The organism is Streptococcus sp. SGI.013, from assembly GCF_050315295.1.
Lineage (GTDB): Bacteria > Bacillota > Bacilli > Lactobacillales > Streptococcaceae > Streptococcus > Streptococcus porcorum.
Window position 1 is genome coordinate 57077 of the sequence record NZ_JBNPOS010000007.1, and the last position, 21758, is coordinate 78834.

24 protein-coding genes are annotated in these 21758 nt (G+C 37.1%); 16 read left to right on the forward strand and 8 right to left on the reverse strand.

Annotated elements, in window-relative coordinates:
* Positions 1 to 122 precede the first annotated feature (122 nt).
* The 3 genes from ACQRDX_RS03200 to ACQRDX_RS03210 all read left to right on the forward strand — a co-directional run bounded on the left by ACQRDX_RS03200 (position 123) and on the right by ACQRDX_RS03210 (position 3433).
* Positions 123 to 2540: a YhgE/Pip family protein gene (locus ACQRDX_RS03200; protein ID WP_427894198.1), complete on the forward strand. Its 2418-nt coding sequence runs from the start codon at positions 123 to 125 to the stop codon at positions 2538 to 2540.
* Positions 2541 to 2627: 87 nt separating this feature from the next.
* Positions 2628 to 3071: a MarR family winged helix-turn-helix transcriptional regulator gene (locus tag ACQRDX_RS03205; RefSeq protein ID WP_354367171.1), complete on the forward strand. Its 444-nt coding sequence runs from the start codon at positions 2628 to 2630 to the stop codon at positions 3069 to 3071.
* Positions 3071 to 3433 carry a DUF1304 domain-containing protein gene (locus tag ACQRDX_RS03210; protein WP_427894201.1) on the forward strand — a complete coding sequence of 121 codons (363 nt, stop codon included), beginning with the start codon at positions 3071 to 3073 and terminating at the stop codon, positions 3431 to 3433. The genes ACQRDX_RS03205 and ACQRDX_RS03210 overlap by 1 nt, the downstream gene beginning before the upstream one ends.
* 132 nt (positions 3434 to 3565) lie before the next feature.
* On the opposite strand, the gene ACQRDX_RS03215 is transcribed toward ACQRDX_RS03210, so the two are convergent.
* From ACQRDX_RS03215 to ACQRDX_RS03235, 5 genes are all read right to left on the reverse strand, one after another.
* Positions 3566 to 4495, reverse strand: coding sequence for a DUF4097 family beta strand repeat-containing protein (locus ACQRDX_RS03215; RefSeq protein WP_427894203.1), 930 nt, complete (start codon positions 4493 to 4495; stop codon positions 3566 to 3568).
* 1 nt (position 4496) lies between these two features.
* Positions 4497 to 5078, reverse strand: coding sequence for a DUF1700 domain-containing protein (locus tag ACQRDX_RS03220; RefSeq protein WP_354367177.1), 582 nt, complete (start codon positions 5076 to 5078; stop codon positions 4497 to 4499).
* Complete coding sequence (locus ACQRDX_RS03225) at positions 5065 to 5391, reverse strand: PadR family transcriptional regulator (RefSeq protein WP_354367179.1); 327 nt, start codon at positions 5389 to 5391, stop codon at positions 5065 to 5067. Before ACQRDX_RS03225 ends, ACQRDX_RS03220 begins: the two co-directional genes overlap by 14 nt.
* A 173-nt stretch (positions 5392 to 5564) precedes the next feature.
* Positions 5565 to 6371, reverse strand: a complete 807-nt coding sequence (locus ACQRDX_RS03230) for a formate/nitrite transporter family protein (protein WP_354367181.1) — start codon at positions 6369 to 6371, stop codon at positions 5565 to 5567.
* 92 nt (positions 6372 to 6463) lie between these two features.
* A complete protein-coding gene (locus ACQRDX_RS03235) occupies positions 6464 to 7114 on the reverse strand; it encodes a cyclic nucleotide-binding domain-containing protein (RefSeq protein WP_427894206.1) in 651 nt (216 codons plus the stop codon).
* Between the two features lie 89 nt (positions 7115 to 7203).
* On the opposite strand from ACQRDX_RS03235, the gene ACQRDX_RS03240 reads away from it, so the two are divergent.
* Both ACQRDX_RS03240 and ACQRDX_RS03245 read left to right on the forward strand, forming a co-directional pair.
* Positions 7204 to 7821 carry a hypothetical protein gene (locus ACQRDX_RS03240; protein ID WP_427894208.1) on the forward strand — a complete coding sequence of 206 codons (618 nt, stop codon included), beginning with the start codon at positions 7204 to 7206 and terminating at the stop codon, positions 7819 to 7821.
* 9 nt (positions 7822 to 7830) lie between these two features.
* Complete coding sequence (locus ACQRDX_RS03245) at positions 7831 to 8826, forward strand: pyridoxal phosphate-dependent aminotransferase (RefSeq protein ID WP_427894210.1); 996 nt, start codon at positions 7831 to 7833, stop codon at positions 8824 to 8826.
* Here the strand turns inward: ACQRDX_RS03245 and ACQRDX_RS03250 are convergent.
* Positions 8823 to 9347 (reverse strand): TetR/AcrR family transcriptional regulator, encoded by a 525-nt coding sequence (locus ACQRDX_RS03250; protein ID WP_354367189.1) that lies wholly within the window; start codon positions 9345 to 9347, stop codon positions 8823 to 8825. The two genes, ACQRDX_RS03245 and ACQRDX_RS03250, sit on opposite strands and share 4 nt — an antisense overlap.
* Positions 9348 to 9473: 126 nt before the next feature.
* On the opposite strand from ACQRDX_RS03250, the gene ACQRDX_RS03255 reads away from it, so the two are divergent.
* From ACQRDX_RS03255 to ACQRDX_RS03265, 3 genes are all read left to right on the forward strand, one after another.
* The gene (locus ACQRDX_RS03255; RefSeq protein WP_354367191.1) at positions 9474 to 10328 is read left to right on the forward strand and encodes a cation diffusion facilitator family transporter; all 855 of its coding nucleotides are present in this window, start codon (positions 9474 to 9476) and stop codon (positions 10326 to 10328) included.
* A gap of 208 nt (positions 10329 to 10536) precedes the next feature.
* Positions 10537 to 11430, forward strand: a complete 894-nt coding sequence (locus ACQRDX_RS03260; protein WP_427894213.1) for an ABC transporter ATP-binding protein — start codon at positions 10537 to 10539, stop codon at positions 11428 to 11430.
* Positions 11427 to 12644 (forward strand): ABC transporter permease, encoded by a 1218-nt coding sequence (locus ACQRDX_RS03265; RefSeq protein ID WP_427894215.1) that lies wholly within the window; start codon positions 11427 to 11429, stop codon positions 12642 to 12644. The genes ACQRDX_RS03260 and ACQRDX_RS03265 overlap by 4 nt, the downstream gene beginning before the upstream one ends.
* 63 nt (positions 12645 to 12707) lie before the next feature.
* Here the strand turns inward: ACQRDX_RS03265 and ACQRDX_RS03270 are convergent, their stop codons facing one another.
* Entirely contained in the window at positions 12708 to 13868 is a 1161-nt protein-coding gene (locus ACQRDX_RS03270; RefSeq protein ID WP_427894217.1) for a carbohydrate-binding domain-containing protein, read from the reverse strand.
* Between the two features lie 540 nt (positions 13869 to 14408).
* Entirely contained in the window at positions 14409 to 14558 is a 150-nt protein-coding gene (locus tag ACQRDX_RS03275) for a CPBP family intramembrane glutamic endopeptidase (RefSeq protein WP_427894219.1), read from the reverse strand.
* 558 nt (positions 14559 to 15116) lie between these two features.
* Here ACQRDX_RS03275 and ACQRDX_RS03280 point away from each other — a divergent pair.
* The 8 genes from ACQRDX_RS03280 to ACQRDX_RS03315 form a co-directional block, all read left to right on the forward strand.
* Positions 15117 to 15848: an ABC transporter ATP-binding protein gene (locus ACQRDX_RS03280; RefSeq protein WP_427894221.1), complete on the forward strand. Its 732-nt coding sequence runs from the start codon at positions 15117 to 15119 to the stop codon at positions 15846 to 15848.
* A gap of 11 nt (positions 15849 to 15859) precedes the next feature.
* Complete coding sequence (locus tag ACQRDX_RS03285) at positions 15860 to 17176, forward strand: beta-carotene 15,15'-monooxygenase (protein WP_427894223.1); 1317 nt, start codon at positions 15860 to 15862, stop codon at positions 17174 to 17176.
* Between the two features lie 236 nt (positions 17177 to 17412).
* The gene (locus tag ACQRDX_RS03290) at positions 17413 to 18180 is read left to right on the forward strand and encodes a DeoR/GlpR family DNA-binding transcription regulator (protein ID WP_125071130.1); all 768 of its coding nucleotides are present in this window, start codon (positions 17413 to 17415) and stop codon (positions 18178 to 18180) included.
* 204 nt (positions 18181 to 18384) lie between these two features.
* A complete protein-coding gene (gene lacA / locus ACQRDX_RS03295) occupies positions 18385 to 18807 on the forward strand; it encodes a galactose-6-phosphate isomerase subunit LacA (RefSeq protein ID WP_024384734.1) in 423 nt (140 codons plus the stop codon).
* 26 nt (positions 18808 to 18833) lie between these two features.
* Complete coding sequence (gene lacB, locus ACQRDX_RS03300) at positions 18834 to 19349, forward strand: galactose-6-phosphate isomerase subunit LacB (protein ID WP_029172311.1); 516 nt, start codon at positions 18834 to 18836, stop codon at positions 19347 to 19349.
* A gap of 9 nt (positions 19350 to 19358) precedes the next feature.
* Positions 19359 to 20291 carry a tagatose-6-phosphate kinase gene (locus tag ACQRDX_RS03305; protein ID WP_427894227.1) on the forward strand — a complete coding sequence of 311 codons (933 nt, stop codon included), beginning with the start codon at positions 19359 to 19361 and terminating at the stop codon, positions 20289 to 20291.
* Position 20292: 1 nt separating this feature from the next.
* Complete coding sequence (gene lacD, locus ACQRDX_RS03310) at positions 20293 to 21273, forward strand: tagatose-bisphosphate aldolase (protein ID WP_427894231.1); 981 nt, start codon at positions 20293 to 20295, stop codon at positions 21271 to 21273.
* A 12-nt stretch (positions 21274 to 21285) separates the two neighbouring features.
* Positions 21286 to 21758: PTS sugar transporter subunit IIA (locus ACQRDX_RS03315; protein ID WP_009853317.1), on the forward strand; the 473-nt coding region annotated here is incomplete at its 3' end.

Below are 21758 nucleotides of genomic sequence, written 5' to 3' on the forward strand. Positions count from 1 at the left end.
CCTTGTAGACAGTTTTATACACTATGTCTAAAAATAAAGTTTTTATATTGTAATATCATAATGAAATCGTATAATATGATTATATCAAAAAATTAGACAATATGTCTAAAAAGGGAGAAATTATGCTAGAAGAATGGAGAGCAATTCTAAAAAAACCGATGCTATGGGTGACGATGCTCGGTTTAGCATTGATACCAGCTTTATATAATATTATTTTTCTAAGTTCGATGTGGGATCCTTATGGAAAAGTGAGTCAGTTACCTGTTGCAGTTGTAAACCAAGATAAGGTAGCCACTTATCAAGGGAAAAAATTGAGCATTGGTGATGATATGGTAGATAATATGTCTAAAAATAAGGCTTTGGACTATCATTTTGTCAGCGCATCAAAGGCAGAAAAAGGTTTGCAAGAAGGAACCTACTTTATGGTGGTTACTCTTCCCAAAGATCTCTCTCAAAATGCAGCTAGTTTATTAACTGATCATCCTGAAAAAATGACCATTTCTTATCAAACATCAAAAGGACACAGTTTTGTGGCAAGTAAGATGGCTGAAACAGCGATGAGCAAATTAAAAGACAGTGTTGCTAAAAATATCAGCTACACCTATACTAGTAGTCTTTTTAAAAATGTTTCTCAATTATCAGATGGGTTGGAAGAAGCTAGCAAAGGCAGCCAGCAATTAGAAGATGGTTCTAAACAGCTATCAGATGGTAGTCAAACATTATCTGATAATTTAAATCAGTTAGCAAGTTCGAGTTTGACTTTCTCGGATGGGGCAGAAAGCTTATCAGTGGGCTTAGGACAATACACAGCAGGTGTTTCGCAATTAGCTTCAGGATCTGCCAGTCTTAGCTCAGGTATTGCCAGTTATACAAATGGTGTCGATCAATTAGCTAGTGGTGCTAGTCAGCTAGATGCTCAGTCAGCTAATTTGCTTAACGGTGTTAATCAGCTAAGTGCTGCATCGAGCCAGATTCAAACCTTGGTAGATGGTGCTAATCAATTGACAGCTGGCTTAACCAGTCTGTCAAGTCAAGTTGGTTTGTCAGAAAGTCAAAGTTCTCAAATTAGTCAACTTAGCCAAGGATTGGAACAACTCAACACGAGTATTCAGGGATTGGGTTCTCAGACAACAAACTTGCCTGATGTATCAGGTTATTTATCAGCCATTGCCGCAAGTGCTCAAGCTATTGCAAGTTCTGCCTCAGAGGAGTCTTCTGCACTAGCTAAGGTTCAGGCTACTTCAGCTTATCAATCACTTTCACCAGATAAGCAAGCTGAATTAACTTCTGCTCTAGGAGGTGGGAGTTCTTTAGCAAGTGAAGCACAGTCTATTTTGAGTCAAGTCTCTAGTTTACAATCTACCTTGTCGTCTATTGACACTTCTAGTCAACAAGCGGGTCTTAATCAGTTGCAAGGAGTAGCAAACCAAGTACTACCCGCTGCTTCAAGTAGTTTGACAAGTTTGTCAAGTGGATTGACACAAATTTCGTCAGCTTTATCTGGACAATTGGTTCCAGGAAGCCAACAAGTCGCAGGCGGAGTAGAGACTCTCCAAAATCAGCTTAGTGAAGGTGCCAATCAACTTCAAGTAGGTGTAGAGCGTTATACTTCTGCTGTTTCGACACTTTCACAAGGTGCTAGTCAATTATCAAGTAATAGTAGTCAGCTGGTTACAGGTGCTAGTCAACTTGAGGAAGGTGCAACGACATTAAATAGCAAATCTTCACAATTGGTTGATGGTGCTGGTCAATTAAGTTCGGGTGCTAGTCAAATTTCATCAGGATCTTCTCAGTTAGCTCAAGGGGGCTTAAGCTTGATGAATGGTTTATCTCGTTTAAACACGGGAACTGCTTCTTTAGCGAGTGGATTGACAAGTGCTAATGATAAGTTGTCAACAGTGTCAACTAATGATGACAATGCTTCTAGCCTCTCTAGTCCTGTTACGTTAAACCACACCGATACAGATCAGGTCAAAACAAATGGTGTTGGAATGGCGCCTTATATGATGTCAGTAGCTTTAATGGTTGCGGCCTTATCAAGTAACATGATTTTTACAAAAACAGTATCTGGAAAAGAGCCTAAGGGACGCCTTGATTGGATTTCTCGTAAACTTGCTGTCAATGGCGTGATAGCTGTTTTAGCTGGGACCATTTTATACTTTGCTGTCCATTTGATTGGCCTAACAGCTAATCATGAGTGGCAAACCTATCTGTTAACTGTTTTGGCTAGTTGTACTTTTATGGCAATGGTCACAGCTCTTTATACTTGGCATGAACGTTTTGGTGCTTTTGCGTCAATTATCTTGTTGTTGTTACAGTTAGCTTCTTGTGCAGGGACATACCCTTTGCCTCTGACTGATAAATTCTTCCAAATGATTAATCCTTTCTTACCCATGAGTTATTCGGTAGCTGGATTACGTCAAACGATTTCAATGACAGGTCAGGCTGGACAAGAGTTTTTAGTATTGGGCTTATTTATGCTACTATTCATCGTATTAGGAGCAGGGCTTTACAACCGTCAAAGCAAAAAAAATTCATAAAAGTAAGATGAAAGTCTTGCTTTTTTCTTTTTAAATAGTATAATTGATTCATCAACAATTGATAAATCAACAAAAGGAGGGAGAAAAATGACGGCTATTCCCAAACTTTTATATCAAATAAAAGTCAGTGAACAACAGATCAGTCAGTTATTCGAAGAGAGACTGGCTATTAGTTTAACGCGTTATCAGCTTTTAGAGGAATTATTAGCTCATGAGCCTTGTAGCCAAAAAACGTTAGAGGATTTATTACAGATTGATCGTGCAGCCATTACGCGACACATGAAAATTTTAGAGGAGCGAGGTTATGTTCAAAAAGTACGGAATCCTAAAAACCAAAGGGAGATGATTGTCTATGCTACTGATAAAGCTAAGCGTGATTTAAGTCTTTCCCCGCCTGAACACCATCTACAAATAAAAGAAGAGATGGAGCACATCCTGTCGGATGATGAAAAAGTAGAGCTATCTAGACTACTTAATAAGTTAGTCAATGGATTAGAGGACATAGAGTATTTAAAAGGAGAAAAAAACTAATGTCAATGATTACTATTATTTTAGCAACTGTCGTTGCTGTTGAGCATTTTTATATTATGTATTTAGAAACGATTGCGACGCAATCTGATAGCACAAGTCGTGTTTTTAATATGTCCAAAGAGGAGTTATCACGTGCCTCTGTTAACAATCTCTTTAAAAATCAAGGGATTTATAATGGCTTAGTGGCATTATTTTTACTTTATGGGATTTATTTCTCTACTCAACCTAAAGAAATTGTGACGATTTTCTTACTTTTTGTGATTTTAGCCGCAATCTATGGGGCTTTGACTGCTAATAAGAAAATTATTCTGACACAAGGTGGACCTGCTATTTTGGCGCTTATTAGTCTTTTATTGTTTTAAAAAAATGCTAACTGACGCTAGCATTTTTTCATAGTTTGTGTAAAATTTCAGAACATAGCTGTTAAAGGTTAAAAAGAGAATGGATAAAGCAAAGCTCAATCACTTAAAGCTCAGGTTCATGCCTGTTTCTTTTTACTCGTCGTTCTCACTGTAGCTAGGGTTAACGGTAATATCTCCTGTATCGGTTTTTAAATCTAATGTGGTACTTGAATTTGTGTTATTCGCGTAACTTTTAGGAATAGAAACTTGCCCGAAATCAGTGCTAGTAGCTGAAATGTGTGTTTGAGATTCTTGGTTTTCTGACAATTGAAGGGTGATATTACCATCAGTGCTAGCGATAGCCGTCTGACCTTTAAATAGGGACTGGTCTAGGTAAATCTCAGCAGTTTGTGTTTTGAATTGAGCCTGTGTGAAATGGCTACCATAATCTGATATTTCTCCATCGATACTTTCTAGAATGGGTTGAGTTAGTTTGGTTTTAGAAAGGGAGATGGCACCTGTTTGCGTTTTGATTTGTGTGGTTTCTGGCTGGATTGCCCCCAATATGACACTACCATCTTGGCTAGTAATAGTAAGATTTTTCACATTGACTTGATCAATTGAGATCTCACCAGTTTGTGACTGGGCTTTAATAGTATCAAGAGTCATGGATTTGGGAATGGAGAGCATGATGGTGTAAGGTTGATTTTGATAGGGATTTGAGAGTGAACGAACCCAATCTTTTAGATTAGCCACATGTATGCCGGAAAACTCAGTGAGGGTATCTGTTAAGGTCAGCTTACCATTTGTTAACTGGTACTGGATAGGTTTCTGGCTTTGTTTGGTATCTTGATAGTACTCAAGATGTACCTGATCATCGTCAGAAGGAACAATCCAAAGACCTTGATTTTTTAGTTGAATGTCTAAGTGTTTGAACTTCTCTAAGGTGATGTCTTGTCGTTTTGTTGTGATATAAGTTTTCTCAAGTTCTTTTAAAGCTCCTCCTGACAGCCCCATAGTGGTTAAGACTGCTCCTGATAGGCAGAGAAGGAGTGCGGTAATCCAAAGTTTTTTAAATTTCATGTTATTTGCCTCCTTTAAAAGCTGCTCTTAGTCCTTTGACAGTAAGTCGCCCAGTCCATTTCCCCAAGGTGATGGTGATGAGAGTGAGTAAGATACCTCCACCAAGTAAACCAAGGCTAATGCCAATACCAAAGGCTAGGCTTGAGCTAGCTCCAGAAAGATTAGTGAGCGTTTCGTAAAAAGTCACCCCACTTGTAATGATAAAGCCTAATCCAGTCATTAGAAGCGCAAAAAGGACGGCTAAGATGGCAACAATAAAAGCAAAACTAATAGCTAAGATAGAGATGGCAAGAGGAAAAGCAACTGGTGCAGCTAGAATGGCCAAGATAATGAGACTAACAATTTCTTTAGGACTGCGCTTTGGTGTTTCTACCTGCTGGTCAAATTGTTTATCAAGGAGATTGGTGATAAGCTCATGAGCGGCTTCTTTTGGAGTGCCTAACTCTGCGATGACAGCCTCTTCTGCTTCAGGTCCAGCTTCATCAAAATATTCATTAAAATATTCCATGGCTTCTAAATAGTCTTCGTGAGGTAATTTTTTTAGGTATTTTTCTAGTTGAGCTAGATACTCAGTCTTTTTCATGTCTTAATCTCCCTTCGATAATATCTGTAATAGTATGGCTGTAGTTGCTCCACTCTGTTTTTAAAAAATCCAGTTGCGCGTGCCCAGAGCTGGTGATAGTGTAGTACTTGCGTTTTCGCCCTTGATGTTCTTCGGAGTAGGTGCTTAAGTAACCACTTTTTTCTAATTTTTTTAAAATAGGGTAGAGGGTTGATTCCTTGATATCAGCTACGAGCTTAACGGTCTGGCTAATCTCATAGCCATAAGATGCCTTTTTTTCAACGATGGCGAGGATAAGAAACTCTGTTAAGAGTGAGGGGACTGGAAAATACATAATCCCACCTCCTTGTGTAAAAAATTTTATATATAATTATTTTATATATAAAATATATACCTATTAGGAGAAAAAGTCAAGACTTTATATATAAAATTTTTATATATTTTAGAATAGGAAAAAGCCTGTAGAAAATTCTTCAAATAGAAGTACTTTCTACAGACTTTTTTGATTTAGTCAATGTAAAGATCTGATTTATTACTTAACCAACTATAAAGTAAGCCGATTAAGAGACCGCCTCCAACATAGTTACCAAGTCCTGAGAAAAAGAAGTTAGATAGAATAGAACCCAATGTCATGCCCTCAACAGGTCCTCCATTTGAGAAAAAGGCTAGCGAGAAGGTTGAAAAGTTTGCAATAACGTGCTCAAAACCTAAAAAAGCAAAGATAAAGATAATAAAGATAAGAGAAATGACACGTCCAGCATCATCTTTCATCCGCATGGTCACAAAAACAGCGATATTAACAACGATATTGGCAAAGATTCCTTCCACAAATTGTGTGAGAGGTGATTTAGCTAATTTAGCAATACTGGCTTCAATCAGATAACTATCAGGTGCAACATGGCCAATTTGATAGGGAGTTGTGTAAGAGAGTAAGAAGCAGACAATAACTGCACCAATAAAGTTAAAGAAGATACAGGTTGCTAAAATTTTAAGGGCTGTTCGGGTTGGGATGACTTTTCTATGAATGGCTGAGGTCATATACATCATATTAGATGTCCCAAGTTCAGCATTCATGTATAAAATCATCACTAAACACCAACCAAACATCAAGCCATAGCTAAACTTGCCGAGTCCTTCAACGATATGATTAAGTTTGTCAGCGCTATAGGCTGAGATTGCTAGTCCCAAAGCTAAATAGACACTTGCCATAATCGAACGTACAGCATAAGCCCAGTAATGGCAGTTAATCAAATCAGCCTTTTTCTTGATGCTTTTGTCAATGTTGTAAATTAGTGTGTCTTGTTCTTTTGCCACATCAAAATCCTCTTTTTAGTTGATTGGGAATCAAATCCCTCTACCATAAGAGTATAACAAATAAAATATAAAAATGTAAGCCTTTTCACAAATTAATTAGGATCTTGGATAGCCAGTTTTTCAATCTCTGTTAGGTTGATCTTAAAGCACTGGTATCCCACTTTGGTGACGAGTCCTTCTTGTCGAAAATCTTTAAAGGTGTGCAAAAGGTGGCGGTAGCTCACGCCTAGATATTCTGCCACTTGCATATGATTTTCTTGATAGAGGTTATCAGAGCTGACTTCTAAAATAAAACTAGCTAAGCGATGTTTTAAGATATAGTTTTGGTTCTTAGAAAAATGCATGGTTCGACTCACCAGTTTATGCCCAGCATAAGCTCCCATCAGTCTAATAAAAGTAATATCATTGAGAAGATAAGCTGTTACTACTGACATAGGAATAGCCAGACAGATTGTGTGTCCGATGGAGCGAATTTCTCGTGTCTCGGTCTCTGCGCCTAAAATGGTTAACTCTCCAATCCAATCATTTTGGTGAATAAATTGGATGATTGTGGTTTTTCCATTTTCTTGCGTCAGAAGGATTTTGCCTTTTCCTTTGATCATAAAAAAGAGATAATCTAAGGGTGTATTTGCTTGATGGATTTGCTCTCCATGTGAGTAGCTTGTTAAAAAGGATTGGTCAAGGACTACTTTAGGTAGCTCTTTTGGCAAATGGTATTGTCCTTTATAGGAAATTTTTTTCATTTTTTCTCTCCCAAGTGTGAGATTTAGCATATTTATTTTATCATAAAATCTTTATAATAATAATCATACTAAAAAAGGAGTTGATAGCGGTGTCCTTAAAACTGGTCTGGCTTTCTCTGTGGTATTATACTCTGTCAGCTTTAGGGGTCAGTCTGACCATTAAAGCAGGTATCGGGGTGAGTAGTTTTAACTCTTTTAATGTTGCTCTATCTGAGAGTTCGAGGATAACGATTGGTGTCATTACAACAGGAATTAATTTATTATTTTTATTAGTCTGTCTTTTACTAGATCAAAAAAGGAGCTGGCGAAATTATTTTCTGATGGTGCTGAGTTTGTTTGGTTTTGGGTATGTGATCAATTTTTTCACCTACACTGTGCTTAGTCAGCTAGCTATCCATTCCTATATCTTTGATTTTTTAATGTTTATTCTCGGAACAAGTTTAGTAGGTTATGGAATTGGTCACGTTATTGCTTATGGCGTGTTGCAATTTCCTATTGAAAAGGTTTGTCAATTGCTAGAAGGGCAAACGCGGTTTAGTTTTTCATTTTACCGCTATGGAGTGGATTTTTTGAGTATTTTAGGCTCAGTGGCGATAAGTGTTTGTTTTCATCTTCCGCTTTTTGTTCGAGAAGGAACAATTGTGAGTTTCTTTTTATTATCATTTGTCATTGCTAGGAGTCAAAATAGGGTTTTAATGAGGAAATAGGAGGAAGAGATGCTTAATGTTTCAGTCAATACCAATCCTTTAGGATTACCAAAGCGTGTTAGAAATTATAGTAGTTATATTTTGGAGCAAGGAGACCATTATCCAGATAGAGAAGCGCTCTTTTTGCGTCAGAAGCTATCTGAAAAGTACACCATCTCGCCCCAGTTCATTTTTTGTGGTAGTGGAGTGGATGATTTGATTTGGCGTTTGGTCTTGGCGCGTGCTCCCAAGTCAGCTCTTATCATTGAACCAACTTATGAAGAGTATGCTAATGTTTTACAAGAAGCAGGCTGTCAATTAGAACGCTATTTCCTAAAGGCAGAAGATCAGTTTATCTTGAATGAATCAGTCTTAGATGCGATTAAATCAGATCTGGATGTCATGGTGTTAGGTCATCCCAATAATCCAACTGGTCAGGTTATCGAGATGGGATTATTAAAAAAAATCCATGAAAAGTGCCAAAAAGAAGATGTTCTTCTTGTAATTGACGAAAGTTTCATAGAATTTTTACCATCTTGGAACGCTATTTCCTTAAAAACGATAGCGAGTCAGAGCCAGCATTGTATTGTTTTTGATGGCTTTAGTAAAACCTATGCGATGGCAGGTTTTCGTTTAGGGTTTGCGATTTCTGGTAATCGGGAGCTATTGACGGCTTTGGGTCAATCAGGTCAGTTGTTTGCAACTTCTAGTGTGGCACAAAGAGCCTCCATATTAGCTTTAGAAGATGAAACTTATATGGAGGAGACTTATGCTTTGTTGGAGCATGAGCGTGACTTTCTTATCCAATCTTTAAAAGCCCTAGGCGCACAAGTCTTCCCTAGTCAGACCAATTATTTATTGATCAATACAGGGCTAGAAAATGCAAAAGAGCAATTGGCGGCTGAGGGTATTCAAGTTAGAGATGGTTCTGATTTTGTGGGCTTAGATTCTCGCTATATTCGTATAGCTATGTCAACTCACGAGGTCAATGTGACATTTTTACTAGGGTTAAAAAACTTACTTTAATTCTGAGGGCAAATCCAAGCTAAAAGATATTGACTAAGCTCCTCTGGGCTAATGGTCTGTCTTTGCTTGAGCCACCATATCGTACTTTCAATAAAAGCAGAGCTAATCTGATGTTTTAAAAGCTCCTCAGGCAAGTTCGCTCGTTCACCTTGTATTTTTTCTAAAAAGAGGGGAAAGAGGTGTTTATCCAGTTCATGTTTGAGGCGGTTCATAAAGTAGAGATTTCTTGAGAGCAAGAGACTGGCAACCTTGTCCTGATTGCGATAGAAATGGCTTAGAATATGGCTAATTAGCCCTTCTAGGTCATTTTCTTTTTGCTCAAAGGTATGGTGAAAGAGATCACGACACAGGTGCTCAAGCAACATTTCTTTGCTGTCAAAATGGGCATAAAAGGTACTTCGTCCGACATCCGCAAGATTGATAATTTCTTGAACAGTCAGCTCATCATAGCTTTTTTGATTGAGTAGGCTAGTAAAGGAGGTGTAGATAGCCTCTTTTGTTTTTTTTACACGACGATCCATATCTGTACAAATGAGGCAATATGTTCAGAAATGAACAGAGTATTTGTTTTGCCTCTATTTTCCTTTCACTTTTTTTAGGATAATAAGGGAGTAAAGTTGTTACTATTATACAAAAGGAGTAGGAAGATGGCTAGACGAAATGTATTTATAGCTTTTCTCTTAAATTTAGTATTTTCAATCATTGAGTTGATTTTTGGTCTTTTATTTAAATCCAGTGCCATTTTAGCAGATGCAGTCCATGATTTTGGAGACGCTTTAGCGATTGGCTTATCTTTTGTAACAGAGAGAATGTCGGATAAAAGGGCTGATCAGAACTTTAGTTTAGGCTACAAGCGTTTTAGTCTGTTAGGAGCAATGATAACTTCAAGTATTTTGATCTTAGGCTCTGTTTTCTTAATTGTCGAAAATTTTCCCAAGTTATTTCACCCTGAAGTGGTTAATAAAGAAGGCATGTTGATTTTAGGTGTCATTGCTATCATAATTAATGTGTTGGCGAGTTTGGTGGTGCATAAGGGAAAAACAGTAAATGAAGCCATTTTAAGCCTGCACTTTTTAGAAGACATCTTAGGCTGGTTAGCTGTTATTCTGGTCTCTATTGTGTTACGTTTTACAGACTGGTATTTCCTTGATCCTCTCTTATCTTTAGTGATCTCAGCTTTTATCTTGTCAAAAGCAGTGCCCAAATTTTGGGACAATGGCAAATTATTTTTAAATGCGACACCAAAAGAGTTAGACTTCGTCAGCTTAGAAGCAGAGCTTTTAGATTTAGAAGGGGTTGAAAACCTTAATCAATTAAATGTCTGGACCTCAGATGGTTTAAATCATCAAGCGGTAGTACACATTTGTAAAACCAGTCACCTTACTGATCAAGCTGTTAAAGAGCAAATTTATACTTGTCTATCTTCTCATCACATTCAGTTACTGGCACTTGAGATAGATCAAGATCAAACAGAGCATGAAAAACACGGTTTACATCTATAGCTAATGATAAGTCTTATCTCATCAAAAATTTTTGGGAATCTTAGCGCTAGCCTCTTTTAATGAGGTACAAGAAAAACGCTCCTGTTGAAAAGGGGTGTTTTCTTGTGTCTTGTTACCAGAGTATAGCACCTGTCATAAATGTTTTTATGAATAGGCTATTGAAAGCGTTGTTATTTAAGTATATAATATTTAAAAAGGAGGTTAGAATATGCTTAAAGTATCGCAATTATCTAAAAGTTATGGTTCAAAAGATGTTTTAAAAACCATTTCTTTTGCCATTCCATCAGGAAGCATTTGTGGTTTGGTGGGAAAAAATGGTGCTGGTAAGACGACATTTTTCCACTCTCTGTTGCGTTTTGTGTCATATGAGGGAACAATTGAGCTAGATGGTCAAGCTTTTGGGACACAAGACTATCAGAAAGTGGGCTATCTTCCTGAGGAGCGTAGTCTGATGCCCAAGTTGACGGTTTTTGAACAAGTCCGCTATCTGGCTAACCTAAAAGGTATGACGAGTAAAGAGGTTGCAGAAAAGTTGCCGATTTGGATGGAAAAACTTGAGGTTAAGGGAAAAGTGACCGATAAGATTAAAAGCTTATCCAAAGGAAACCAGCAAAAAATCCAGTTAATTGTGACACTGATTCATGAACCAAGTTTAATCATTCTTGATGAACCCTTTTCTGGCCTTGATCCTGTTAATACAGCCCTGCTTAAGCGCGTGATTTTAGAGGAAAAAGAAAGGGGAACAACTATCATCTTTTCAGACCACGTCATGACTAATGTTGAGGAGCTTTGTGATCAACTTTTGATGATTCACAACGGACAGATTGTCTTAGATGGTGCGATTCAGGATATTCGCCTACAATTTGGACGGACACGTTTGTTTGTCTCCTCAGATATTCCTAAGGAGCGCCTTGAAAATCTGCCTCATGTTTTAGCAGTTGAAGCAACCAATCAAGGAAAATGGCGCTTGTTACTAGATGATGAAAGAGCTGGTGAGGAACTTTTTGATACGATTAGTCAAGGAAAATATCTTGCAACCTTTGACCAGCAAGCACCAACCATTGATGAAATCTTTAAATTGAAATCGGAGGAAGTCAAATGAAACAATTGCTGTTAGTTGCAAAAGAAACCTATCTTAGACAAGTAAAATCATGGACCTTCTTTTTTATGGTGGTGTCACCTTTTATCTTTATTTTTATTTCAGCAGGTGTGGGTTACCTGACAGATCAGTCAGCTGCTAATCAAGATAAGGTGGCTCTCGTTAGCTCTAGCAACGAAGTGACGAAGGCTTTTAAAAGTGTAGAAGACATCACTTTGTCGTACTCTAGTATAGAAAAGGCGCGCTCTGCTTTTGATCAGGAAAAAATTGCAGCTTATCTAGAAGTAGAAATAAACAATGGTATCATAGAAGCGATTTATCATGGTAAAACGTCCCTGTCAGGTGAGATGAAAGTTCGAGTGGACCAGATTCTTCAAGGTTTACAACAAGCTTCTAATGTCCAACAAGCAGGGCTTAGTCAAGAACAGCTCACGACTCTAACTCAACAGCCCGTTTATAAGGAACAGTTGGTCAAAGGACAGGAATTAGCAGAAGCAGGGAAGTATATTGCCTTCTTTGGTCTTGTTTTTATGCTTTACATGATGATTTTGACTTATGCTGGTCTGACTGCACAGGAGATTGCCAGTGAAAAAGGCACAAAAATCATGGAGGTTATCTTCTCAAGTGTGCCTGCTCCACTTTACTTTTATGGTCGTATTTTAGGGATTTTTCTAGTTATCACGACACATCTAGGAATTTATCTTCTCGGAGGAGCGGCAACTTATAAAGTATTGGATCATACAGAGGGCACTAAGGAGATGGTGCAAAGCATCGAGCCTTTGATTAAGGCAGTGTTTGAGAATTTAGATTGGTCTATGATGTTCTTTGTCGGCTTTGGACTCTTACTTTATGTGGTGTTAGCAGCACTCTCAGGTTCTTTAGTTGTACGACAAGAGGATGTGAATAAAGCTATCCAGCCCATCATGTATATCGTCATTGCCTGTTTCTTTGGAGCGATGACTTTAGGTCAAGGTTCATCGGATAGTGTTTTCTTACAGGTAGGATCTTATCTTCCTTTTACCTCTACTTTCTTTATGCCGATTCGTTTGATGAATGGCTTTGCGACAACAGTAGAGAGTATCATTTCCTTGATTGTATTAACCCTGACAACTCTTGGTTTGATCATTTTAATCGGTAAATCCTATGCTGGATTGATTTTACAGACGGATGATGTAGGCTTATGGAAAAGTTTGAAAAAGGGTCTAAGTAGTCAATGAAGTCTTATTTTTGAAAACAAAAAACCGAGGAAGCTTTTAAGCTTCCTTGGTTTTTCTTAGTTGTTACCAGCCACCAGGTGCGTTACCGCCAGGTGCAGCACCGCCGTGACCACCAGCACCAGGTCCTGTAGCAGTAATTTCTGTGATTTGTTCACCATTTACGGTAACAGTACCACCTGTTAATTCTGCAGTACCATCAAAGTCAAAGGCTGACTGAGCTGTGACTGCTATGGTACCACCTGAGATGTAGATATCACCATTAGCATCAAAGCCATCAGTATCTCCCTCACCCACTTCAACTTTAATATCTCCACCTGTCACCTTGATGAAGATATCAGCACCTGTCACGTCACTCGCAGCATTGATGCCATCGTCGGTTGCATAAGCATCAATCGTACCGCCATTGATGGTAATATTAGTTCCCTCAAGAGCCTCAGCACTTTCGCTGACCTTGATATCTCCACCATCAATCACTAAGCTAGACTCTGCTTTTATTCCATCATCACCAGCTTTGACCGTAATATTACCATTTGTGATGGTGACATTACCTTTTGAGGTATCCTCATCATTGTTAGACTTGATGCCATCACCTGTAGCGGTTAAGTTTAAGGTACCACCGTTGATGGTAACAGAGTCTTTACCACGAATCGCATCATCAGCTGCTGTTACGGTGATGTTCCCACCATTGATAGTAAGATTGTCTGTTGAAACAATCCCGTCTTGATAGTTAGCTTCGACTTTTAGGCTACCAGATCCAGATACGATAAGATTGGCCTCAGAATGAATGGCTCCTTCAATATCGGTATTGCTGTGTGAATTGGCGTCTTTAACAGTATTCTCTGTTCCATCTTTGAGTTCAATTTCAACATTTTCAGCTGCTTCGACATTGATTGCAGCGCTGTCAGAACTTGAAATGGTCGCTCCAGCTAAGATAATACGAACATTACCGCTAGTATTGACAGTTACACCTGCGGTCGTCTCACCAGAAAGAACATAAGTTCCTGCTTCTGTGATATTAAGCGTATCGCTTGATAGCGTAACATTTTTGGTTGGTAGGCTATCCCAGTCAATATCAGATGTTACAGTTGTTGCCGTTGAGCTTGAACTAGTTGCAGTAACATTTTGCCCACTAGTACTTGTTGAGTTTGTCCCAAGAGAACATGCTGTTAGGGTTGCCATGCTGAGTAGCGTCAGCCCTGAATATAAGAATTTTTTAGATTTCATTATGTTTTTAACCTCATTCACTGATTTCTTAAACCCAGTTTAGCGATAAAACCTAAAACTAAGGTTAAATAAACCCTAAAGAAAGCTTAAAGTTAGGCCACAAGCTTCTCTCCTTTTTTTAGCCGTTGTGGTGCATGATTTTTTATTGGTGTACACCAATAAAAAATAAAGTGAGCTCTGAGAAGTGATGCTAGATATTTGCCCATTTGGTGATATTATAGATAGGATCATCATCGAACTTTAGCGTATGGCATCTGTCCTGTTTGTCTTACGGATGATAACTGTCAGTAAACTAGCTAATCCAAACATTAAATGGTGATATAGGAAACATCAATACTAAAACTACCTCCGAATAAATCAGATTTATTATCAAATTTGATGCAGATCGTAACCATATTCAAAACCATATGCAACAAGATAGTGAGTATTTTAGAGCGCTCATTAGCTAAAAATAGTAGTAGGCTAAATAGGATTCCTCCTAAGAGGATTTGTAAGTTAGTCATAGGAGAGATGCCCTAAGGCAAATAGGAGAGAGGTTCCTCAGATAGCTACTCTTTTAGAGTAATTTTCTGTTAATACCTCGACATAAAAGCCTCGAAATAGCAACTCTTCGATGATAGGAGCGACTAATCCAGCCGTAATAATCCGTTCAACTACCTTGTCTGCAATGTAAATACGACTGTCAACCAAGTAAAGACAAGTGTAAAGCAACAGAGGAAAAAGGATTGTGCCCGCCAACTAGTAAGGACTAGGTAATTCAAAGCCAAACTTAATATCGCGAAGTTTCCCCCTCATAGTTGCTCAATAATGACTCGTAACAATAGTAGGAAACTAAGAAGATATAGGATGGACATCACGGTAAAGAACTTGCTTAAGGGTCTTAAGGGTGTCAATAAGGTTCCTCCAACGCTGATTAGCTTTGCTAAAACTAGTGCCAGATATCTAATAATAAAACTAAGTGATGCTTTACAAGTTTTTTCATAGCGAATACCTCTAGATTGTTTATCTATCACTATTATATGTAGTGTTGATTGCTGCGTAATATATTCTCTAGGTAACCTCAGATGATAGTTTATTTTTCTTAGTTTAATTTTATTAATTAGTATATAATGGAAGTGTATAAAAAGAATGAGGCTAGGAACCATATACGACATATCGTTCTAGTAGCTATTTTGGACTTTCTACTCATAATATATCATTAACTGTAGATTAACATTTAAAAATATTTATAAAGTTAGGAGGATGATTATGGTTAATCATGTAGCTGTTAGTGCAACAAACCTAACAAAAGATTATTTACTTGATAAAAGTAAGACTGTCTCTGTTTTAAAAGGAGTTTCTTTATCTGTTGATTATGGTGAATTTATCTCTATTTTAGGTATCAGTGGTTCAGGAAAATCAACGTTACTCAATTGCTTGGCGAGTCTATCAGAGCCATCTGGTGGCGAGGTTGTTATAAATGGTGTGAATCCATATCGGCTAAAAGATGGCAAACTTGCTAAATTTAGACGTGAAGACATTGCTATTATTTTTCAAAATTATAATCTAGTTCCTGCTCTACCAGCATTGGAAAATGTTACACTACCTCTAAGACTTTCAGGGAAGACTGCCGATAGGAATCAAGTAAAAACATTGTTGGATAACCTGAATTTTAAAGCCGACCTATCGTCATTAGTATCAACACTATCAGGAGGAGAACAGCAGAAGATTGCTATTTCTCGTGCTATTTTATCAGATAGTAAGGTTATTTTTGCTGATGAGCCGACTGGTGCTTTAGACAGTATTTCTCGGAAATTGATTTTTGAATCACTTAGAAAGATGGCTGATGAGGGGAAGTGTGTTTTAATGGTTACACATGACATTGAGCTTGCATCTAAAACAGATAAAGCATTTATTTTAAAAGATGGTTACATTTCGCAAGAAATTACTAAACCATCAGCAGAAGAACTTTATCAGGCACTTGAAACTATTGGCGAGTGAGGTGAGATTATATGTTAAAACTCATTGTGTATCAGTTTCAGTATTCAAAGAGACAATGGTTTGGGACAATTCCATTATTACTTGTATCTAGCCTAATTGTTGGGACATCTTTATTTGGCATTGCTAGCTCATCAAGAACTTCAAATATTAATGCTTCGCAACTTTTTCAGATGTTGATTATATTTGGAGGGACTACTCTATTTTTTCTCATTTCAAATAATATAAGATTGCTAATAGATATCTTTAAAAAGGATTATCAATTATGGACGATTTTAGGAGCAAGTAAATCTCAATTATCTATACTTATCGCTGGTCAGTTTTCCATAATGGCAGTCATTGTTAGCAGTTTTGGGACAATCCTTTCCTTCGTTGTGACAGATAGTTACTATAAATTTTTACAAAATTTATTAGGAAGAGATGAATTACCTGATTTGGTTATTACATCCAATATTCAGACTGTATTATTGAGTATTTTAATAGTACCAACAATTGTTGGATTAGGAGCTTATTTTTATTCTATTCGATTATTAAAAAAAGAATCAAATTCAAAATCAAATGGTAGAAATTGGAGAGTTAAGGCGACTAAGTTTATTAATGTTTCTGTTCGTCTATTCTTATGGTTATTGTGTATAGGTATTATTATTTCAGCAGGTTTTACCAATAATAGAGAAGTGATTGTGACACAATCTGGTATGATTTTATTTTTATTGATTACTCATATATTAATTATTCAAGTTCTATCTCCGTCCACCCAGATTTGTTTAATAAAATTATTAATGAAGATTCTCCCATCTGAAAATTATGCAATCAATACAAGTTTTTGGAACCTACTATACAATCCTAGTTATTTGAAGAGTATACAGACTTCGATGACTATAGGGATAACTCTCATTTCTGGATTCATCCTCTATACCAGAAATATGTACTCATTTATGGATACTATAAATAGTGTCCATGAAGCAAGAGCCTCCTTCATTGCCTATCTATCTGCACCAATTGTGCTTATTATTACTAGTTTTATTTCTATCACAATATTATCTTCTAATAAAGACATTGAAGATATTAGACAGTTACAAATATTGGGCATAACAAAATTACAACTTTTTAAAATACGTATTGCAGAAGCAATAATGCACTCAATAATAATTTCATTGGTCTCTGTCATTTTTAATGCTATTGTGTTAATGTTAGTTCGCTTTATAGGGCAACGTTTAGGGCAGAGTTTAGCAGAAATAGCAGGTTTTTGGCAACCTAGCCTTATTATTCTTTGTTTGTTAGTTATCTTCTACAGCATTACAAAGGGGTTTTATTTATTTAAAGATAGATAAATTGGAAAAGTTATAGAGAGGATTGCAATATCAAGTGATAAAATTTCTGAAATATCTATTCCTAACTTGGAATATAAAAGCTCTGCAAAAACATAAAAAATCAAAAAGCCCTGCCTATTAAATCATTAATTCAATTTTTTAGCCAGATGTACTGATTACATTGAACAAATGTTCAAAATTCCAACATCTTCTTGTTGATTTTTGATATAATGTAAAAAAACAACAAAGGACTAAACATGAATAAACGAGAACGACTAGAAGAAATTACACGATTGGTAAACAAAAAAGGCACAGTTCGAATTTCTGAGATTGTTGAATTGCTAAATGTTACTGATATGACTGTTCGACGTGATTTTATTGAATTGGAAGAGCAAGGTGTCTTAACAAAAATTCACGGTGGTGCTAGAAGTAATAAGGCTTTTCAATATCGGGAATATTCTCATTCTGAGAAACACATTCAGAATAAGGAAGCCAAACAAGAGATAGCGGAAAGGGCTGCACAACTGATAGAAGATGGAGACACGGTATTTTTAGGTCCAGGAACAACAGTGGCCTTTCTGGCTGAGGCCATTAAAAATCCTCGTCTCACTGTCATCACAAACTGTATGCCTGTTTTTACCATCCTATCTCAAAAGAAGACCGAGGAGTTTCAAGTCTTTCTCTTGGGGGGAGAATATCGCCAAGTGACAGAATCTTTTGTAGGAGAAATTACCAATACAAGTTTAGAAAAAATGCGATTCAGCAAGATTTTCTTTTCAGGTAACGGACTTAAGGGAACTGATGTCATGACCTCTACCTTAGCCGAAGCCTATACGCAAAATATTGCCATTAAACATTCTTTAGAAAAATATCTACTGCTGGATGCCTCAAAAATTGGAAAAGATGATTTTACTTCCTTTTGTGATTTGAATGACGTAACTGCACTAGTGACAGATATGAATGCAAAGGATGAAAATTACCAATTATTAAGTAATCACATTGAAATTATTTCTACAAAATCATAAAATAATCAAAACCAACAGCAAAATGTTGGTTTTTTGTTTATATACGAAAAAAATAAACAAAAATTAAACAAAATATGTTGACTTCATATTTGTTTGGTTGTATAATTTAAACATAAAAAGCGAAAACGCTTTTCTAAGTTTTGCAAAACAAAGATTTTCTGCCACATATGGCTACAACTTTCTATTTTTGTTAGGAGATAGGTTATGACAATCATTATCGGTGCTGATCCAGCGGGCTCAAAACTAAAAGACGTTATTAAAGATTATTTACAAGAAAAATCATATGACTTTAAAGATGTCAGTGATGGAAGTGATTTTGTTGATACAACTTTGGCAGTAGTTGCAGCAGTCAATCAAGAGGAAGGAAATCTTGGGATTGTGATTGATGCTTATGGTGTTGGTCCATTTATGACCGCAACTAAAGTCAAAGGCATGATCGCTGCAGAAGTTTCAGATGAACGTTCTGCCTATATGACAAGAGGGCACAACAATTCGCGTATTATTACAATCGGTAGTGAGATTGTAGGAGAAGGAATTGCTAAAAATATCGTTAAAGGATTTGTTGAAGGTGAGTATGATGGTGGCCGTCACCAAATTCGTGTCGATATGCTAAATAAAATGTGCTAATTGTTGTAAACAAAGGAGAATAAGAGATGAAAATTGCAATCGGTTGTGACCACATTGTAACCTATGAAAAAATCGCTGTGGTAGATTATTTGAAAAATCAAGGCTATGAAGTATTGGACTTTGGAACTTATGACAATGTTCGTACTCATTACCCAATCTTTGGTAAAAAAGTTGGTGAAGCTGTTGCAAGCGGACAAGCAGATTTGGGTATTTGTATTTGTGGAACAGGTGTTGGAATCAACAATGCTGTAAACAAGGTACCTGGTATTCGATCAGCCCTGGTTCGTGATATGACCTCTGCACTCTATGCAAAAGAAGAGTTAAATGCCAACGTCATTGGTTTTGGAGGAAAGATTACAGGTGAGTTGCTCATGTGCGACATCATTGAAGCCTTCATTAAAGCAGAATACAAACCAACTGAAGAAAACAAACGCTTAATTGAAAAGATTGCTGCAGTTGAAACGCTCAATCAAGAGCAAGCTAATCCAGAGTTCTTTACTGAATTTCTTGAAAAGTGGGATCGTGGAGAATACCACGACTAGGAGGCTCACATGATTTTGACAATCACTTTAAATCCGTCAGTTGATATTGCCTATCAATTGGATACCTTTCATTTGGATACGGTCAATCGAGTAGAAAAAGTTCAAAAAACAGCTGGCGGTAAGGGGCTTAATGTCACACGAGTTTTGAAACAAATCGGTGAAGATGTTGTAGCAACAGGCTTTATTGGCGGCGAGATTGGAAGTTATGTAAAGAAACAACTCACTCGAAATGATATTAAAAATTCCTTTGTGGAAATTGGGAATGAAACACGTAATTGCATTGCGGTCCTTCATGATGGCAAACAGACGGAGATTTTAGAACAAGGACCAACTATTCAAGAACATGAAGCTTTGAATTTTATTGAACACCTTGAAATTATTCTGAACAATGTAGATGTAGTTGTCATTTCAGGAAGTTTGCCTAAAGGACTTGCTAGCAATTATTATGTTGAGATTGTAGAACTTTGTAAAAAATACGGTGTAGCTGTTGTTTTGGATTGTTCTGGTGAGGCGCTGAAAAACGTTTTAGAAAGCCAGCAGAAGCCGACAGTTATTAAGCCAAATACAGAGGAGTTATCACAACTGATTGGTAAAGAAGTTACTGATGATATTCAAGAGTTGAAATCAGTTTTGTCTGGTCAACTTTTCCAAGGAATTGATTGGATAGTCGTCTCATTAGGGGCACAGGGGGCTTTTGCCAAGCACAATGACAAGTTCTATCGTGTCAGAATTCCAAAAATCAAAGTCGTCAATCCAGTAGGATCAGGCGATTCAACTGTTGCAGGTATTGCAGCTAGTTTGGTACATGCCTTACCTGATACAGAATTACTTAAAAAGGCTAATGTTTTGGGCATGCTAAATGCCCAGGAAGAACAGACAGGTTATGTCAATTTAGAAAATGCAGAATCGTTGTATTCTCAAATCGAAGTCGAAGAGGTATAATATGGTAGTAACAGCAGATAAAAGAAAATACATGAAAAAAGTAAGCAATGAAGCAGGTATTATTTCAGCTTTAGCTTTTGACCAACGTGGAGCCCTGAAAAAAATGATGGCAAAACATCAGACAGAAGAACCTACTGTGGAGCAGATGGAAGAACTAAAGAAACTAGTTTCAGAAGAATTAACACAGTTTTCTTCCTCAATTTTGTTAGATCCTGAATTTGGTTTGCCAGCATCACGCGCCCGTGACGAACAGTGCGGTTTGCTCCTAGCTTATGAAAAAACTGGCTATGATACCAGCTCAACTAGTCGATTACCAGATTGCCTAGTGGAGTGGTCTGTAAAACGGCTAAAAGAAGAAGGGGCAGATGCCATTAAGTTTCTACTCTACTATGACGTTGATGGTGATCCATACGTCAATCTTCAAAAACAGGCCTATATTGAACGCTTAGGTTCAGAATGTCAGGCTGAAGGTTTACCATTCTTCTTAGAAATTTTGAGCTATGATGAAACGATTGAAGACAATGCCAGTGTGGAATTTGCAAAAGTCAAACCTCGAAAAGTAAATGAGGCTATGAAAGTATTTTCGGATGAACGCTTTGGAGTGGATGTTCTCAAGGTAGAAGTACCTGTGAACATGAATTTTGTAGAAGGCTTTGGAACAGGTGAAGTCGTCTATACAAAAGAAGAAGCAGCTGAATATTTCCGTCAACAAGAAGCATCAACTCATTTGCCATACATTTATCTAAGTGCAGGTGTTTCTGCTAAGCTTTTCCAAGATACACTAGTGTTTGCACATGAAGCAGGTGCCAAATTTAACGGTGTTCTCTGCGGTCGTGCAACTTGGGCGGGTGTTGTGCCAGTCTATATTGAACAAGGTGAAGAAGCTGCGCGTGAATGGTTACGTACTGTTGGTCGTGAAAATATTGAGGGACTTGATGCAGTCCTTCTCAAAACAGCCAGCTCATGGAGTGAGAAAGTGTAAGAAGGTGATAAAATGACTCAATTATTTGCAGAAGATACGGTATATATATCTGAACAACAAGATCAAAAAAGTGTTTTTAAAGAAATCGCTCATAAATTATTTGAAAAAGGTCTTGTAACAGAAGAATACTTGGATAATTTAATCGACAGAGAGGAACATTATCCGACTGCCTTACCGTTAAGTCCAATTGATTCGAGTCTTCCCAATATTGCTATTCCACATACAGAAAGTCAGTTTGTAAATGTTACTCGTATTGTTCCAGTTAAACTGGAACATGCGATAACTTTTCATAATATGATTTTGCCAGATGAAAAACTAGAGGTTTCATTTTTGTTCATGATTTTAAACAATGAAGAAAAAGAGCAAGCTGGTTTATTGGCAGCAATAATGGATTTTATTAATAGACAAGATAAGGAAGCGTTAATTAAATTCTTTAATTCTGAAAATCCAGAAAGAATTTATCAATTTTTGGAAAATAATTTTTA